The following is a 15,327-nucleotide window of genomic DNA, read 5'->3' on the forward strand; positions in this document are numbered from 1 at the left end:
TCGTTGGAGTTTTTTTCCATCGTGGGGTCGTCTCCAGGCAGGAGCCGGAGCAAGCGCGCGCACGTCTTGCGCGCCGTCTTGCCATGCCTTGCGCTGACCATGCTGGAGCGCGCGCCCGCCGCCGCCCAGAGCCTCACACCGGACCTCTTCAATCCGAACCGCGGCGGCTTCGTCTCGCCGGACACGCTCCCCACGCGGCGCACGGCCACGACGACGTTCGCGCAGCCCCCGTCGGATGGCTTGCCGGCGCTGCCCGATCCCGGCGCCGATCCGCGCAAGAGCAGGGACACACCGGCGCCCTCGCGCGTCGGCCAGGTGCCGACCTATGGCCTGCCCGCCGCCAATGGCTCTGGCGCCTCGGGTTATGACTCGCTCAATCGAAAGCGGCAGCAGCCAAAGCTTTATCCGGGGCAGCCGAAGCCGAAACGCGCGCCGGGTCCCGGCACCCCGGCTCCGGCCGCGACGTCCGCACCTGGCATCGGCCTGCCGCGCATCGCGCCGCCGCCGTCGGAGACCGCCAACAAGACGCCGGTGCCGGCGGCGATGGCCGGCACAGTGCCCGGCCAGCCGCTGCGCCGGCGCCTCAAGCTCGACGATGATCCCTTCGGCCCCGTCGGCGATTACGCCGGCAGCTTCCTGATCAAGGGCGCGCTCGAGCTCTCCGGCGGCTACGACACCAATCCGGCGCGCCTCAACAAGCCGATCGGCTCGCCGCTCTATGTCGTGGCACCCGAGCTCGTCGTGATGTCCGACTGGGAGCGCCACGCGCTGGTCGCGGACCTGCGCGGATCCTTCACCGGCTATGGCAACCAGTTGCCTGCGACGATCGACGGCATCGCCTCGCCCGCGCCCGTCGAGATCAACCGCCCGGATTTCACCGGCCACATCGACGGCCGCATCGACGTCGACCGCGATCTCAGGCTGACTTCGGAGCTCCGCCTGCGGCTTGCCACCGACAATCCCGGTAGCCCGAACATCCAGGCGGGACTTCAGAGATATCCGATCTACGCCACCTACGGCACGACACTCGGCGTCGACCAGACCTTCAATCGTTTCGAGGTCGCCGCCGGTGCCACGGTCGACCGCACGGCGTACACCAACTCCAAGCTCACCGACGGCACGGTTTCCAGCAACGACGACCGCGACTTCAACCAGTATGGTGGTGTGGGGCGCTTCTCCTACGATCCCAAGCCGGGCCTGAAGCCATTCCTGGAGATCGAGGGCGACACCCGCGTGCACGACCAGGCTGCCGACCGCAATGGCTATTTGCGCGATTCAAACGGTGGCTACGCCAAGGTCGGCACGTCCTTCGAGTTCTCGCGCATCCTCACCGGAGAAATCTCGATCGGCTACGCCGCGCGCAACTATGTCGATCCAAGGCTCAGCCAGCTCAGCGGCTTCCTGACCACGGGCTCGCTGGTCTGGAACGCGAGCGGACTGACCACCGTGAGATTCAATTCCGACACTCAGATCCAGGAGACGACGCTTGTGGGCTCCCCGGGCATCCTGGTGCGCACTTACGCCGTTGAAGTCGATCACGACTTCCGTCGTTGGCTGACCGGCATCGGCAAGTTCACCTACGGCACGTATGACTACCAGGAGAATGTGCGTAAGGACAAAACGTACTCGATCGAAGGCGATCTCATCTACAAGCTCAACCGCAACCTCTGGGTCAAAGGTACCCTGCGCCACGACATCCTGAATTCGAACGTCCCGCTGTCGAGCTCGCAGGCGACCGTGGTGATGCTGGGGGTGAGGTTGCAGAATTGACGTGAAGGAAGAGTGATTGTATTGGCGGACACGTGCCCGCTACGCACTCCGCCGTCATGCCTCGCCAAGGCAGGGTATCCAGTACGCCGCGGCTGATCCGTATACGTTTGACGTCTCTGGAATACCGGATCGCCCGCTCCAGTGCGCAATTGCGCACAAGGCGGGCGATGACAGTCTCACATGTGGCAGCCAGCTCGCGAAAACTTATCGCGGCAAATCCGTCTTCCCCATCAGGAACGTGTCGATCGACCGCGCGCAGAGGCGTCCCTCGCGGATCGCCCACACCACCAGCGACTGGCCGCGGCGCATGTCGCCGGCGGAGAACACGTTGGGGCGCGAGGTCTGGTAGTCGAGCGTGTTCGCCTTGACGTTGCCGCGCGGGTCGAGGTCGACCGAGAGCAGCTTCAAGAGGCCCTCGTGCACGGGGTGCACGAAACCCATGGCGAGCAGCACGAGCTCGGCATCGAGCTCGAATTCGGTGCCGGCCATCGGCTTGAACTTGTCGTCGACGCGCACGCAGTGCAGCTTCTTGACCTTGCCGTTCTCGCCGGAAAACTTCTGCGTCAGCACGGCATATTCGCGGATTGCGCCTTCAGCTTGGCTCGAGGACGTCCGCATCTTGAGCGGCCAGTTCGGCCAGGTCAGGCCCTTGTTCTCGCGCTCGGGCGGCGCCGGCATGATCTCGAGCTGGGTCACGGACTTGGCGCCCTGGCGCAGCGAGGTGCCGATGCAGTCGCTGCCGGTATCGCCGCCGCCGATGACGACGACATGCTTGCCGCCGGCGAGGATGTCGGTGACGCCGTTCAAAGGCTCCTCGGAGTTGCGGCGGTTCTGCTGCGGCAGGAAGTCCATCGCGTATTGGATGCCGTCGAGGTCGCGGCCAGGGATCGGCAGGTCGCGCGGCGCTTCCGCACCGCCGGTCAGCGCGATGGCGTCGTACTCGTTGAGCATCTCGCGCGGATCGACGTTGCCGGCGGCACCGACATGGCTGTTGTAGTGGAAGGTGACGCCCTCCGCCTCCATCTGCGCGACGCGGCGGTCGATGATGTCCTTTTCCATCTTGAAGTCGGGAATGCCATAACGCAGAAGGCCGCCGGCCTTGGCGTACTTCTCGTAGAGATGCACGTCATGACCGGCGCGTGCCAACTGCTGTGCGCAGGCCATGCCGGCCGGACCCGAGCCGATCACCGCGACCTTCTTGCCGGTCTTCTCGGTGTTGATCTCCGGCTTCAGCCAGCCGTTCTCCCAGGCGCGGTCAACGATCGCGCACTCGATGGTCTTGATGGTGACCGGGTTGTCGTCGATGTTGAGCGTGCAGGAGGCTTCGCACGGCGCCGGGCAGATGCGGCCGGTGAACTCCGGGAAATTGTTGGTCGAATGCAGGTTGCGCGAAGCCTCTTCCCAGTTGCCCTGGTAGACGAGGTCGTTGAAGTCGGGGATCTGGTTGTTGACCGGGCAGCCGGGCGTGCCCGGCGCGACCGAACCGGTGCCGTGGCAATAGGGAATGCCGCAATTCATGCAGCGCGCGGCCTGGTCGCGCGTTTCCTTCTCCGAGAGCGGAACGACGAATTCCTTGAAATGCTTCAAGCGCTCGGCGACCGGGGTGTACTTGCGATCATACCGTTCGATTTCGAGAAAGCCCGTGATCTTGCCCATTAAACCCGTAGTCCCTGCCGCTTCGTTTTTCATTTCGAACCCCATTCCTGAGGAACGCGGAATACGCGTCTCGAAGGATGACGGCCCGGATGGAGGCCTCATGGTTCGAGACGGCGCTTTCGCGCCGCCTCTGCCCACGAGGGGTTAGACTTACGCGCCGATCGCGATTTTCGGCTCGGCGTCCGCGTTGGCCTGCATTTCGCGCAGTGCACGCCGGTACTCGACCGGCATCACCTTGCGGAATTTGGGCAGCCATTCCTTCCAGTTCGCGAGGATCTCGATCGCGCGCCTGGAGCCGGTCGCCTTTTCATGGCGCGAGATCAGGACGTGCAAGCGCTCGACGTCGGAATCGAGCAGGTTCTCGAACACGTCGACCCGGCCATGCGCCTCGAGATCACCGGAGTGGTTGTAGGTGCCGGCGTTGATCAGTTCCTCCGACAGCACCGGCTCGAGCTCGACCATCGAGAGATTGCAGAGCTTGTCGAAATCGCCGGCCTCGTCGAGCACATAGGCGATGCCGCCGGACATGCCGGCCGCGAAGTTGCGCCCGGTCTTGCCGAGCACGACCACGATGCCGCCAGTCATGTATTCGCAGCAATGATCGCCCGCGCCCTCGACCACCGCCACGGCGCCCGAATTGCGCACGGCAAAACGTTCGCCGGCGATGCCGCGGAAGTAGCACTCGCCTTCGATCGCGCCGTACATCACGGTGTTGCCGACGATGATGCTCTCTTCCGGCACGATACCGCCGTTGCGCGGCGGCTTGACGATGATCTTGCCGCCCGACAGGCCCTTACCGACATAGTCGTTGCCTTCACCCTCGAGCTCGAAGGTGACGCCGTGGGCGAGCCACGCGCCAAAGGCCTGGCCGGCGGTGCCCTTGAGGCTGACATGGATCGTGTCATGCGGCAGTCCTGCATGGCCGTAGATCTTGGCCACCGCGCCCGACAGCATCGCGCCGGCGGAACGATCGGTGTTGTTGATCTCGGCCTCGATCTTCACGGGCGCGCCGCGGTCGAGCGCGGGCGTCGCGTTCTCGATCAGCTTGCGATCGAGCACGGCCTCCAGATGATGGTTCTGGCGCTCCGAGTGATAGATCTTCTGGCCCTTCTCTTCCTTCTGCTTGACGAACAGCTTCGAGAAGTCGAGGCCCTTGGCTTTCCAATGCGCGACCAGGCGGGTCTGGTCGAGCATCTGGGTCTGGCCGACCATCTCGTTGAAGTTGCGGAAGCCAAGGCTCGCCATGATCTCGCGAACCTCTTCGGCGACGAAGAAGAAGTAGTTGATCACGTGCTCGGGCTGGCCGGTGAAGCGCTTGCGCAGGACGGGGTCCTGGGTGGCGACGCCGACCGGGCAGGTGTTGAGATGGCACTTGCGCATCATGATGCAGCCGGCCGCAATCAGCGGCGCGGTCGCAAAGCCGAACTCGTCGGCCCCCAGCAGCGCACCGATCACGACGTCGCGCCCGGTGCGGAAGCCGCCGTCGACCTGGACCGCGATGCGGCTGCGCAGCCGCTCGCGCACCAGCGTCTGGTGAGTTTCGGCAAGACCGATCTCCCAGGGCGAGCCTGCATGCTTGATCGAGGTCAGCGGCGATGCACCAGTGCCGCCCTCGAAGCCCGCGATGGTGACATGGTCGGCGCGCGCCTTGGCAACGCCCGCGGCCACCGTGCCGACGCCGATCTCGGAGACGAGCTTGACCGAGACGTCGCCCGTCGGGTTAACGTTCTTGAGGTCGTAGATGAGCTGCGCCAGGTCCTCGATCGAGTAGATGTCATGGTGCGGCGGCGGCGAGATCAGGCCGACGCCCGGCGTCGAATGCCGGACTTTGGCGATCGTCGCGTCGACCTTGTGGCCGGGCAACTGGCCGCCTTCGCCGGGCTTGGCGCCCTGCGCCATCTTGATCTGCATCATGTCGGAGTTGACGAGATATTCCGTCGTCACGCCGAACCGGCCCGAGGCGACCTGCTTGATCGCCGAGCGCATGCTGTCGCCGTTCGGCAGCGGCTTGAAGCGGTCAGCTTCTTCGCCGCCTTCGCCGGTGTTCGACTTGCCGCCGATCCGGTTCATGGCGATCGCAAGCGTCGTATGCGCCTCACGCGAGATCGAGCCGAAGCTCATCGCACCCGTGGCGAAACGCCTGACGATGTCCTTGGCCGGCTCGACCTGGTCGAGCGGCACGGGCTTGCGCTTCTCTTCTTCCGCGCTCTTGATCCGGAACAGGCCGCGCAGCGTCAACAGGCGCTCCGACTGCTCGTTGAGGATCTTCGCGAAGGCGCGATAGCGCTCCTGCGAATTGCCGCGGGCGGCGTGCTGGAGCAGCGACACCGATTCGGCCGTCCACGCGTGGTCCTCGCCGCGGGTGCGGTAGGCATATTCGCCGCCGACATCCAGCGCGGTCTTGTAGACCAGCGCCTCGCCGAACGCGTCGGCATGGCGGCGCACGGCCTCTTCCGCGATCTCGGCCAGACCCACGCCCTCGATGCGGGTGTGGGTGCCGGCGAAGAACTTGGACACGAAGTCCGCCTTCAGACCGACCGCGTCAAAGATCTGGGCGCCGCAATAGGACTGGTAGGTCGAGATGCCCATCTTGGACATCACCTTCAGCAGGCCCTTGCCGATCGACTTGATGTAGCGCTTGACGATCTCGTAGTCGTCGAGCGGGCCGGGCAGGCGGTCCTTCATCGCGATGATGGTCTCGAACGCGAGGTAGGGATTGATCGCCTCCGCGCCGTAACCGGCAAGGCAGGCGAAGTGATGCACCTCGCGCGGCTCGCCGGATTCGACGACGAGGCCGACCGAGGTGCGCAGGCCGGTGCGGATCAGATGATGATGCACGGCGGCGCAGGCCAGCAGCGAGGGGATCGGCACGCGGTCCGTGCCGACCATGCGGTCGGACAGGATGATGATGTTGACGCCTTCGCGCACCGCGGCTTCCGCACGCGCGCAGAGTTCGTCGAGCACCTGGTCCATGCCGGCCGCGCCGAGGCCGGCATGGAAGGTGGTGTCGAGCGTGCGCGACTTGAAGTGGGTATCGCCGAGATCGGCGATCGAGCGGATCTTTTCGAGATCCGCGTCGGTCAGGATCGGCTGGCGCACTTCGAGGCGCTTGGTGGTGGCGAGGCCCTGCAGATCGAACAAGTTCGGCCGCGGTCCGATGATCGAGACCAGGCTCATCACCAGCTCCTCGCGGATCGGGTCGATCGGCGGGTTAGTGACCTGCGCAAAGTTCTGCTTGAAGTAGGTGAACAGCGGCTTGGGCTTGGCAGACAGCGCCGAGACCGGCGTGTCGTTGCCCATCGAGCCCGTGGCTTCCTCGCCGGTGGAGGCCATCGGCGTCATCAGGATCGTGATGTCTTCCTGGCTGTAGCCGAACGCCTGCTGCCGGTCGAGCAGCGACAGGTTCGAGCGCACGCCGGTGGTCGGCGCCTTCGGCAGCTCCTCCAGCACGATCTGGGTGCGGTCGAGCCACTCCTTGTAGGGATGGCTCTTGGCAAGCTCAGCCTTGATCTCGTCGTCGGGAATGAGGCGACCCTGGTCGAGGTCGACCAGCAGCATCTTGCCCGGCTGGAGCCGCCACTTGGTGACGATCTGGTCCTCCGGAATCTTCAAGACGCCCATTTCGGACGCCATCACGATGCGGTCGTCCTTGGTCACGAGATAGCGCGCGGGCCGCAGGCCGTTGCGGTCGAGCGTGGCGCCGATCTGGCGGCCGTCGGTGAAGGCGATCGCGGCCGGGCCGTCCCACGGCTCCATCAGGGCGGCGTGATATTCGTAGAAGGCGCGGCGCTTCTCATCCATCAGGGGATTGCCGGCCCACGCCTCCGGAATCATCATCATCACCGCGTGCGGCAGCGAGTAACCGCCCTGCACCAGGAATTCGAGCGCGTTGTCGAAGCAGGCGGTGTCGCTCTGCCCTTCATAGGAGATCGGCCAGAGGCGGCTGATGTCCTTGCCGTAGAGCTCGGAGCTCACGGAAGCCTGACGCGCCGCCATCCAGTTGACGTTGCCGCGCAGCGTGTTGATCTCGCCGTTATGCGCGATCATCCGGTAGGGATGCGCCAGTGACCAGGTCGGGAAGGTGTTGGTCGAGAAGCGCTGGTGCACGAGCGCGAGCGCGCTCTCGAAATCTTTCTCGTGCAGGTCGGGATAATACTTGCCGAGCTGATCGGCGAGGAACATGCCCTTGTAGATCACGGTGCGGCAGGACATCGAGCAGGGGTAATAACCCGCGAGGCCGCGGTCGCGGCGCTGATAGATCGCCTGCGAGATCGACTTGCGCAGGATGTAGAGCCGGCGCTCGAACTCCTCGTCGGTCTTGGCGGCGCCGTTTCGGCCGATGAACACCTGCATGTGGTTCGGCTCGGTCGGCTTCACGGTGACACCGAGCGAGGAGTTGTCGGTCGGCACGTCGCGCCAGCCGAGCAGCTTCAACCCTTCGGCCTTGATCTGATCGGTGATGATGCTCTTGATGACGTTGCGCCAGGCGCTGTCGCGCGGCATGAACAGCGCGCCGATGGCGTATTCACCCGGAGCGGGCAGCGAGAAGCCGAGCTCCTTGGCCTTGCGGGTGAAGAAGGCGTGCGGGATCTGCACGAGGATGCCGGCACCGTCGCCGAAGCGCGGATCGGCGCCGACCGCGCCGCGATGCTCGAGGTTGCAGAGGATGCTGAGCGCGTCCGAGACGATCTGGTGCGACTTCTTGCCCTTGATGTTGGCGATAAAGCCGACGCCGCAGGAATCCTTTTCCAGGGTCGGATCGTACAGGCCTTCGGCCGGCGGGCGGTACGTGTGCTTTTCAAGCGGACGATCAGTCGTTTTCGAGGCGACCGTCGCCGACAGCTCTTCTGCCACGATGTTTGCGCGCTCGAATTGCGACCCGTTCATTGTTCCGTCCTCTTCATGCGGCAAGCTGTCTCACCGCCATCTTCGGCGCACCTTGGGCGTACCGCGGCACCCGCTCTTTGGGCCACCGCTCGTCCGTTGCGAGCCGCATTTTCTTAAATTCAGGCCTGGGCGTTCCACGTCCCCGAGAACGGCTTTAGCCTGCAACTTCTTGGCGCTCGAGAGCGCCGCTTTGCGTTGCAATCCCTGTGCCGGGATCACAAGCGGAATTAAGACAGCTTTCCTGTCCTAACCATCACCTTGCCAAAATTTTGTCTAGCACACAAGCACGCAAAAGTCCCGATTCCCAAGGTGTCAATCACGCGCTTTCCCGCATCAGGTCCGCCCCGGATTTAAGGCAAACGCGCCGCGATCCGGCCCTGAGGGCGTCGGAATCCCGGGGGAAGCTTCGGATCAGCCCTTCGAAAGGCGCGCCATGGCTGAACAAGCGAAAGAGCGCATGCCGTCCGCGGGCCTGACAGGAGCGTTTCGACCATGAAGTTGTTCACAGGATGGGTGGCTACCGCCGCATGCGTGCTGGCGGTATCTGCTGCCGACGCGCAGGTGCTGGGGAACGGAGGGCTCCGCGGGCCCGCCACTACCGTCTCGGATTTCGACGGGCCCTATGGCCCGCCGGAGGCGCCGCCGCCGTCGCGTGCCTATGGTTACGGCTATGAATATGAGCGCCCGCCCGTCCCGGCGCTGCTGCCGGCAACCGAGGTCTACGCCGTGCTGCGTGAAAACGGCTTCTCGCCGTTGGGCATCCCGCGCCTGCGTGGGCTGGTCTACACCATCGCCGTGATCGACCGCCGCGGCGACGACGGCCGGCTTGTGATCGACGCCCGTGACGGGCGGATTTTGCGCTTCATGCCGGCCTTCGGCCCCGGCTTCGGCATGGGGCCGGCCTATGACGAAGGTGCGGTAGCACCTTACGGGCCGCAGGGCGCGCTGCCGCCGCCGACTGTGATCCGCAGCGCGGCGCCGCGGCCACCGGCTCCGATCCCGCATGTCGCAAGCCGCACCGTTCCGATTCCGAAGGCCGCCCCGCTACGCGGCGAGACCCCTGTGGCTGCGGCCAAGCCGGCAGCATCCGAGCCCGCGTCGCAGCAGGTTCAGGCGCCCCAGGCTCGGGCTGAAGCCTCGCAGCAGGCCGCAGCCGTGCAGGCCAAGCCCAGCGAGGCCGCGCCGCAAGCAAGCGCGCCGACAGTCGGCCAGACCAAGCCCGTCCCGACCATCCTGCCGACCCAGGACATGCCGGCCGCGCAGGGATTGGAGTAGGCGACGAGGTGCGCAGTCGAACGGTCGCTTGATGCGAAAACTGCGCGCCACACTCACGGCTTCGTCCCGGACTTCGCCGGGACGACTTGGGGGGAGAACTGAGCGAGACGAAAGGCGCCGGGAAAATCCTGGCGCCTTTTGCGTTCAATCGTGTTGCGCACTCAGCTCTGCCCGTATCCGGCGGCTTGCAGGATCAGATTCGCCACTTCCTTCGGACGCGACACCAGCGACAGGTGGCCGGCATCGAGTTCGACGGTGGTCGCGTGCATGCGCTTGGCGAGGAAACGTTGCAGGTCGGGGTTGATGGTGTCGTCATTCTTCAACACCGCATACCAGCTCGGCTTCGCATGCCACGCGGCGTCCGTCGTGCGGCCGGCGAAGATCGAGGCCGCCGTCGGCCACTGCACGGCGTAGAGCTCCTTGGCCTTCTCCGGCGTAACGCCATTGGCAAAATATTTCAGGAACGCGTCCTCGGAGAGTTTTGTGAAGCCGTCGCGCTCGACGATGCCGGCGCGCACCGGGCCGGTCGGGAATTGCTTCGACAGTGCCACGAAATCCTCGTTCGCATCCGGCGCTCGCGCGGCGATGTAGACGAGCCCGGTCACCTTCGGATCGGTGCCGACCTGGCTGATCACCGTGCCGCCCCAGGAATGCGCGACCAGAACCGTCGGGCCGTCCTGTTCGGCCAGCGCGCGCTCTGTGGCCTCGACGGATTCGGAGAGCGACGTAAGCGGGTTCTGCACGGCCGTGACATGCAATCCTGCCGCCTGCAAGATCGGGATGACGTCGGACCAGCTCGAACCATCAGCCCAGGCGCCATGCACCAGCACGACATTCTTCGCCTTCACCGGCGCCGTCGATTGCGCGTAGGCGAGGGTGATGGGCGCGGCCAGCAAGCTCGCTGCGACTAACAGGGTACGCCAAACCTTCATGGTCGATCTCCGTCTGTCTTGTTCGATGCCAGGAAGGACGGACTGCGCCGCAGCCGCGTTACGCCTCTTCACCGCTCTGTGATGCAGTGCAAACAGGACAAACAAAAACGCCCCGGGGCACCGGGGCGTTTTCGCAACTTGGAAGTCGAATGTGATGCACGCCTTAGGCGGCGGCCTTCTCGCCCTCGATCACCTGCGTGGCCTGCGCGCTGGTGTTGATCGCGATCTGGCGCGGCTTCTTGGCCTCGGGAATCTCGCGCACGAGGTCGACATGGAGCAGGCCGTTCTCGAGCGAGGCGTCCTTCACCTGCACGAAATCGGCAAGCTGGAAGGCGCGCTCGAAGGCGCGTGCGGCGATACCGCGATAGAGCACTTCGGACTTGCTGTTCTCATTGGCGACTTTCTCGCCCTTGATCGTCAGCGTGTTTTCCTTCGCGACGATGGATAGCTCGTCCTTGGAGAAGCCGGAGACCGCAACCGTGATGCGGTAGGCGTTCTCGCCGGTGCGCTCGATGTTGTAGGGGGGATAGCCGGGGCTGCCGTCCGAGGTCGTCTGGTCGAGCAGGTTGAAGAGACGGTCGAAGCCGACGGTGGAGCGATAGAAGGGAGTCAGGTCGTAGGTACGCATGGTTAGTCCTCCATTGAGCGACTGATCTGGTAACCCGCCCGCCAATCGGGCCGGGCTTTAGTCTGTGTGCAGCCTGATGCTCGGGTTCCCGAAGCACTGGTAGCGGCCTGCACGAAAATGATATGGGTGGGGTGAAACAGCGTTCAAGAGGGCGATAGCAGCGCCTTTTCGGCGCTCCCGCCCCTTGATTCCTGGCATTTCCTGCCCATGACGCTGGTCTCGATTCCCGCCAATCCCGTTCCCGAAAACGTCGTCAGCGGCACCATCAAGACGCCCGACGGCGCCGAGCTGCGCTTTGCGCGCTGGGCGCCGCCTGCGGGGCGCAAGGGCACGGTCTGCGTCTTCACCGGCCGTAGCGAGCAGATCGAAAAATACTTCGAGACGGTGCGGGATCTGCGCGATCGCGGCTTTGCGGTGGCGATGATCGACTGGCGCGGGCAGGGCCATTCCTCCCGCCGCCTGCGCGATCCACGCAAGGGCTATGTACGGTCCTTCTCCGACTTCGAGATCGACGTCGAGACCTTCGTCCAGCAGGTGGTGCTGCCGGATTGTCCGCCACCCTTCTTCGCGCTCGCCCATTCCATGGGCGGCGCCGTGATGCTCAGGGTTGCACATTCGGGCAAGCGCTGGTTCGACCGCATGGTGCTGTCGGCGCCGATGATCGATCTGCCGGGCCGCGCCACCTCGTTTCCGTCGCGGGCCTTGCTCAGGACAATGCGGCTGCTCGGGCAGGGTGGCCGCTACATTCCCGGCGGCAACGACCGCATCACCGGCATGGATCCCTTCATCAACAATCCCCTGACCAGCGATCCCGTGCGCTACGCGCGCAATGCCGCCCTCCTCGAGGAGGATCCGACGCTCGGCCTTGCCTCGCCAACGGTCGCCTGGGCCGACACCGCGTGCCGTGCGATGCACACCTTTAAGGGCATGTCTTATCCGTCCGAGATCCGCCAGCCGATCCTGATGCTGGCGGCCTCCAACGACAGCATCGTTTCCACCGCCGCGATCGAGGAGTTCGCCTATCACTTGCGCGCCGGCTCTCACCTCGTGATCGCCGGTGCAAAGCACGAGATCCTCCAGGAGCAGGACCGTTACCGCTCCCAGTTCTGGGCGGCCTTCGATGCCTTCGTCCCCGGCACGCCGCTGTTCGGGTGAGGGGCGGGCGGTACGCTCCCACGTCCCGCTTGGGGGGCGAGGGAAGAAGGCGCGCTACAGCGTCTTCAGATACTCGATCAGGTCGTAGCGCTCTTGCTCTTTGAGCGCGCGGCCGATGGTGCCGTCCTTGCCGGGACCCGGCGTGCCATCGAACGAGTGGCCGGCATTGCTGTTGCCGAACAGCTCGGTGCCGTCAGACGCTCGCGTCGAGAAGCGCGACTGCCCGGTCTTGCAGCTCTCGCCGTCGACGACCGCGAATCCGACCTGCTTCGGATCGTAGTCGCGACCACCACCCATGCAGAACGATTTGGGGCGCTCGGCCGCGGGGCTCAGCATCCAGTAGAGCGAGGGCACCGATCCGTTGTGCAGGTAAGGCGCGGTGGCCCAGACGCCGTTGAGTGGGCGCGCGCGATACCAGGGCGGCGGCTCCTTTTTATCGGGCGGCTGCGGACCGGGGTTCGGGCAGTTCTTGCGCTTACCCCACCAGGCCTCCTGAACCTTCGGGTCGATCTTCGCATCGTCCATCGCCTTGCGGCTGACGATGTCGACGAGCACCATCAGGCCGAGCGAGTACGGCATATCGGTCGAAGAGACATCCGGCAGGTTGCAGCTCCACCAGGCATTGAGTTTTTGCGTGGGATCGAGCTTGAGAAAGCCCGGCACCTGAACCGTTCGCGTCGCCAGCACACTGGCCTGAGCGGGATCGGTCCCCATGCCTTTGACGCCTTTCTGGACCTCGTTCAGGAATTTGTCGCTGCCGATGGTCTCCCAGCGCGTCGGGGTCCAAATGCTCTGGTCCGGAAATTCGGCGTCGAACACGGGATCGTTGACCGGCCCGAGATGGCACTCGGCGCAGATCTGCGCGTAGAGCTTACGGCCGTTCTTGACGCGGTCACCATCGATCTTCCAGGCATCATCGCCGAAGATGTCCGACGGCCATTTCGGTGATGTCAGTCCCGAGAGCTGCTTTTTGGGATAGGGCGCCGACCCCTTCAGCAGATCCTCGATCCAGTTTAGATTCTTGATGTCCATCGACGAGCGGAACAGCGTGTCCTTGGGTGTATTGTCGGACAGATTGAGCAGCGCGGTCACGCCGAGCGCCTCGCCGGCATTGCGGATCAGCGGTTGTTCGATGGAAGCGTCATATTGCGCGAATTTGAGCCAGGGCACGGTCCAGATCGGCGGGAAGCTGACCGGCGCGTCCTTGGCATGGAGATTCTTCTCGAAGCCGCTGAGGCCGCTGAGCGCCATGTCCTGGGAGAAGACCTGGTTGCCGATGCGGTTGAGCGCGTCGAGACGGCCGTATCCTTCCTCCGTGTCCTGCTGCTGCTCTTCCCGCTTCGTCTTCTCGTTGAACCTCGTCTTGCCGTCGATGGTCTTCTTGTAGGTCTTCTCCCAGTCGATCAGGAACGTGCTGATCGCACGCAGCTTCTGCTTCAGCGCATCGCGATCCGCATCGCTGGCGGAGGGTCCGAGCACACGGTCGGCGAAGCGCGTAAAGCGGCCCGGCACGAGGAGCGTGTAGGCGATCGACAGGCCGGTCGTGATCTCGAGCTTCCTCAGGTCGGTCATCGCCGGGCCGCCGTCGAAGCGGATGTCGATGCCTTTGTAGTGGATCTGGCCAGTGTGGCAGGCGGCGCAGGTCAGGCCGATCCGGTCCTCACCGATTTGGCCGGTCGTGGGATCGGGCACACCGGTCATGCGCGCAAAGCCGACGGGCAGGCCGTCGACGTTTTCAGCCTGGGTGCCCCAGTCAACCGGGGGATCCCAAAGCCGCGCCGGCACCGGCTTCGTCTTGTCGTAGACGTTGGCATAGCCGAACCGGCGCAGCGTGGTGTCGTCGGTGTTGATCGTCTGTGGGCTGGGGATGAAGCCGAAGCGCTGCAGATGGTCGCTGTCATGTAGCATCCCGGGTTTTGCGAAAAAATGAAGCCGCGGCTGCTCCAGCGCCATGAACCAGCGATAGGGCACCGGGAAGGTCGCGGTGCCCTGGCTTGCGTGATGAAACCAGTGTCGGTCCTCGAGCGCCCAGTTTTGCTCGAGCCAGTACGCGGCCCGGGGTTCGACGTGCTCCGGCAATGGCGGCGCCACCAGGTCCCCGAGGATGCCGGGCAGCATCGGCTGGAATTGATCGGGAAAACGCAGCGCCACGACGCCAAAGACGAGGAGCGCGGCGACGAGTCCGCCGGCAACGCGGAATATGAGCGAGGGCGGCGTGACCGGCTGGCTGACGACCCGCTGGGTGATCCTGTCAGGAAATTTGCGCTCGTTGAACAATGTCCTCACCTCGGCCACGCTGAGATAGCGGTCGTCACCCTGACCCTTGCCCATGATCTTGAGCAGGATCGGCCATTCGAACTTCATCAGGATCGGGTAGTACCAGCGCGATTGATTGCCGGCGCGCTTGAGATTGTCGTCCATGAAGGTCTGGATTTGCGAGGCGTTGAGCCCAGTCTCGGTGCCGCCGTCGGGATCGGCGTAGGTGCTGCCGAAACTTGCGAGCCGCGCGATCTCGTCCTCGTTGACGCTCCCGTCGACGCCGAGGATGCGCGAGCCGGCACCGAGCTTGTCGAGCGGGCCGCCGCGCAGCCTATTGAGCTGCGCGCCCCAGAAGATGCTTTGCAGGATGTGACAGGCGCCGTTGGCGATCAGTGCAACGCCTCGGACCTGGATGCGGGCCGAGGTCTTCTTCAGCCCGGTCTCGCCGCTCGCATTCGCGATCGTTTGCGATAGCGTGCGGAGCGGGACGGTCCCGCCATCGACAAAGCCTTCGCCAACGAGGCCGCGCAGGAACGGACAGGGATTGTTCGGCGAGACCTGGATCGAGGGGTCGAAGGGGGGCTTCGAAGCGGAGTCATGCATGGCCCAAAATCCTGAAAATAGCGAATCGTGAAAAGCAGACGCGCCGATAGAGCGCGGAAAATCCTAACAAAGATAAAGCGCTGGACCGGCAGCTTATGCTACTACAGCGTGCAACGAAGTGTGGCCGAATTCGCTGTCCTGTCAACAGAAGCGCGCGTGACG

Annotated in this window: 8 protein-coding genes; 3 read left to right on the plus strand and 5 right to left on the minus strand. The window is 64.7% G+C overall.

Annotated elements, in window-relative coordinates:
• The first annotated feature begins 21 nt into the window (after positions 1-21).
• Entirely contained in the window at positions 22-1,770 is a 1,749-nt protein-coding gene (locus tag Q2941_RS17330) for an outer membrane beta-barrel protein (RefSeq protein ID WP_458193220.1), read from the plus strand.
• Positions 1,771-1,974: 204 nt separating this feature from the next.
• On the opposite strand, the gene Q2941_RS17335 is transcribed toward Q2941_RS17330, so the two are convergent.
• Positions 1,975-3,426: a glutamate synthase subunit beta gene (locus Q2941_RS17335; RefSeq protein WP_027522256.1), complete on the minus strand. Its 1,452-nt coding sequence runs from the start codon at positions 3,424-3,426 to the stop codon at positions 1,975-1,977.
• A gap of 150 nt (positions 3,427-3,576) precedes the next feature.
• Positions 3,577-8,313 carry a glutamate synthase large subunit gene (gene gltB / locus Q2941_RS17340; RefSeq protein WP_027522257.1) on the minus strand — a complete coding sequence of 1,579 codons (4,737 nt, stop codon included), beginning with the start codon at positions 8,311-8,313 and terminating at the stop codon, positions 3,577-3,579.
• 492 nt (positions 8,314-8,805) lie between these two features.
• On the opposite strand from gltB, the gene Q2941_RS17345 reads away from it, so the two are divergent.
• A complete protein-coding gene (locus tag Q2941_RS17345; protein WP_458193222.1) occupies positions 8,806-9,588 on the plus strand; it encodes a hypothetical protein in 783 nt (260 codons plus the stop codon).
• Between the two features lie 161 nt (positions 9,589-9,749).
• Here the strand turns inward: Q2941_RS17345 and Q2941_RS17350 are convergent, their stop codons facing one another.
• Both Q2941_RS17350 and Q2941_RS17355 read right to left on the minus strand, forming a co-directional pair.
• On the minus strand, positions 9,750-10,520 hold the full coding sequence (locus tag Q2941_RS17350; RefSeq protein ID WP_458193223.1) for an alpha/beta fold hydrolase: 771 nt from the start codon (positions 10,518-10,520) through the stop codon (positions 9,750-9,752).
• A gap of 163 nt (positions 10,521-10,683) precedes the next feature.
• Positions 10,684-11,148, minus strand: a complete 465-nt coding sequence (locus tag Q2941_RS17355; RefSeq protein ID WP_254110763.1) for an Hsp20 family protein — start codon at positions 11,146-11,148, stop codon at positions 10,684-10,686.
• A 207-nt stretch (positions 11,149-11,355) separates the two neighbouring features.
• Here Q2941_RS17355 and Q2941_RS17360 point away from each other — a divergent pair, with 207 nt between their 5' ends.
• Positions 11,356-12,303: an alpha/beta fold hydrolase gene (locus Q2941_RS17360; protein ID WP_027522261.1), complete on the plus strand. Its 948-nt coding sequence runs from the start codon at positions 11,356-11,358 to the stop codon at positions 12,301-12,303.
• Between the two features lie 54 nt (positions 12,304-12,357).
• On the opposite strand, the gene Q2941_RS17365 is transcribed toward Q2941_RS17360, so the two are convergent.
• Positions 12,358-15,165, minus strand: a complete 2,808-nt coding sequence (locus Q2941_RS17365) for a di-heme-cytochrome C peroxidase (RefSeq protein ID WP_458193224.1) — start codon at positions 15,163-15,165, stop codon at positions 12,358-12,360.
• Positions 15,166-15,327: the final 162 nt, after the last annotated feature.

Source organism: Bradyrhizobium sp. UFLA05-153, assembly GCF_054185185.1.

What these genes read in the sequence shown, in the direction of transcription:
- Q2941_RS17365 (WP_458193224.1), bottom strand. Translation starts at nt 15,165, where the DNA reads ATGCATGACTCCGCTTCGAAGCCCCCCTTCGACCCCTCGATCCAGGTC.
- Q2941_RS17335 (WP_027522256.1), bottom strand. Translation starts at nt 3,426, where the DNA reads ATGGGCAAGATCACGGGCTTTCTCGAAATCGAACGGTATGATCGCAAG.
- Q2941_RS17355 (WP_254110763.1), bottom strand. Translation starts at nt 11,148, where the DNA reads ATGCGTACCTACGACCTGACTCCCTTCTATCGCTCCACCGTCGGCTTC.
- Q2941_RS17360 (WP_027522261.1), top strand. Translation starts at nt 11,356, where the DNA reads ATGACGCTGGTCTCGATTCCCGCCAATCCCGTTCCCGAAAACGTCGTC.
- Q2941_RS17350 (WP_458193223.1), bottom strand. Translation starts at nt 10,520, where the DNA reads ATGAAGGTTTGGCGTACCCTGTTAGTCGCAGCGAGCTTGCTGGCCGCG.
- Q2941_RS17345 (WP_458193222.1), top strand. Translation starts at nt 8,806, where the DNA reads ATGAAGTTGTTCACAGGATGGGTGGCTACCGCCGCATGCGTGCTGGCG.
- gltB (WP_027522257.1), bottom strand. Translation starts at nt 8,313, where the DNA reads ATGAACGGGTCGCAATTCGAGCGCGCAAACATCGTGGCAGAAGAGCTG.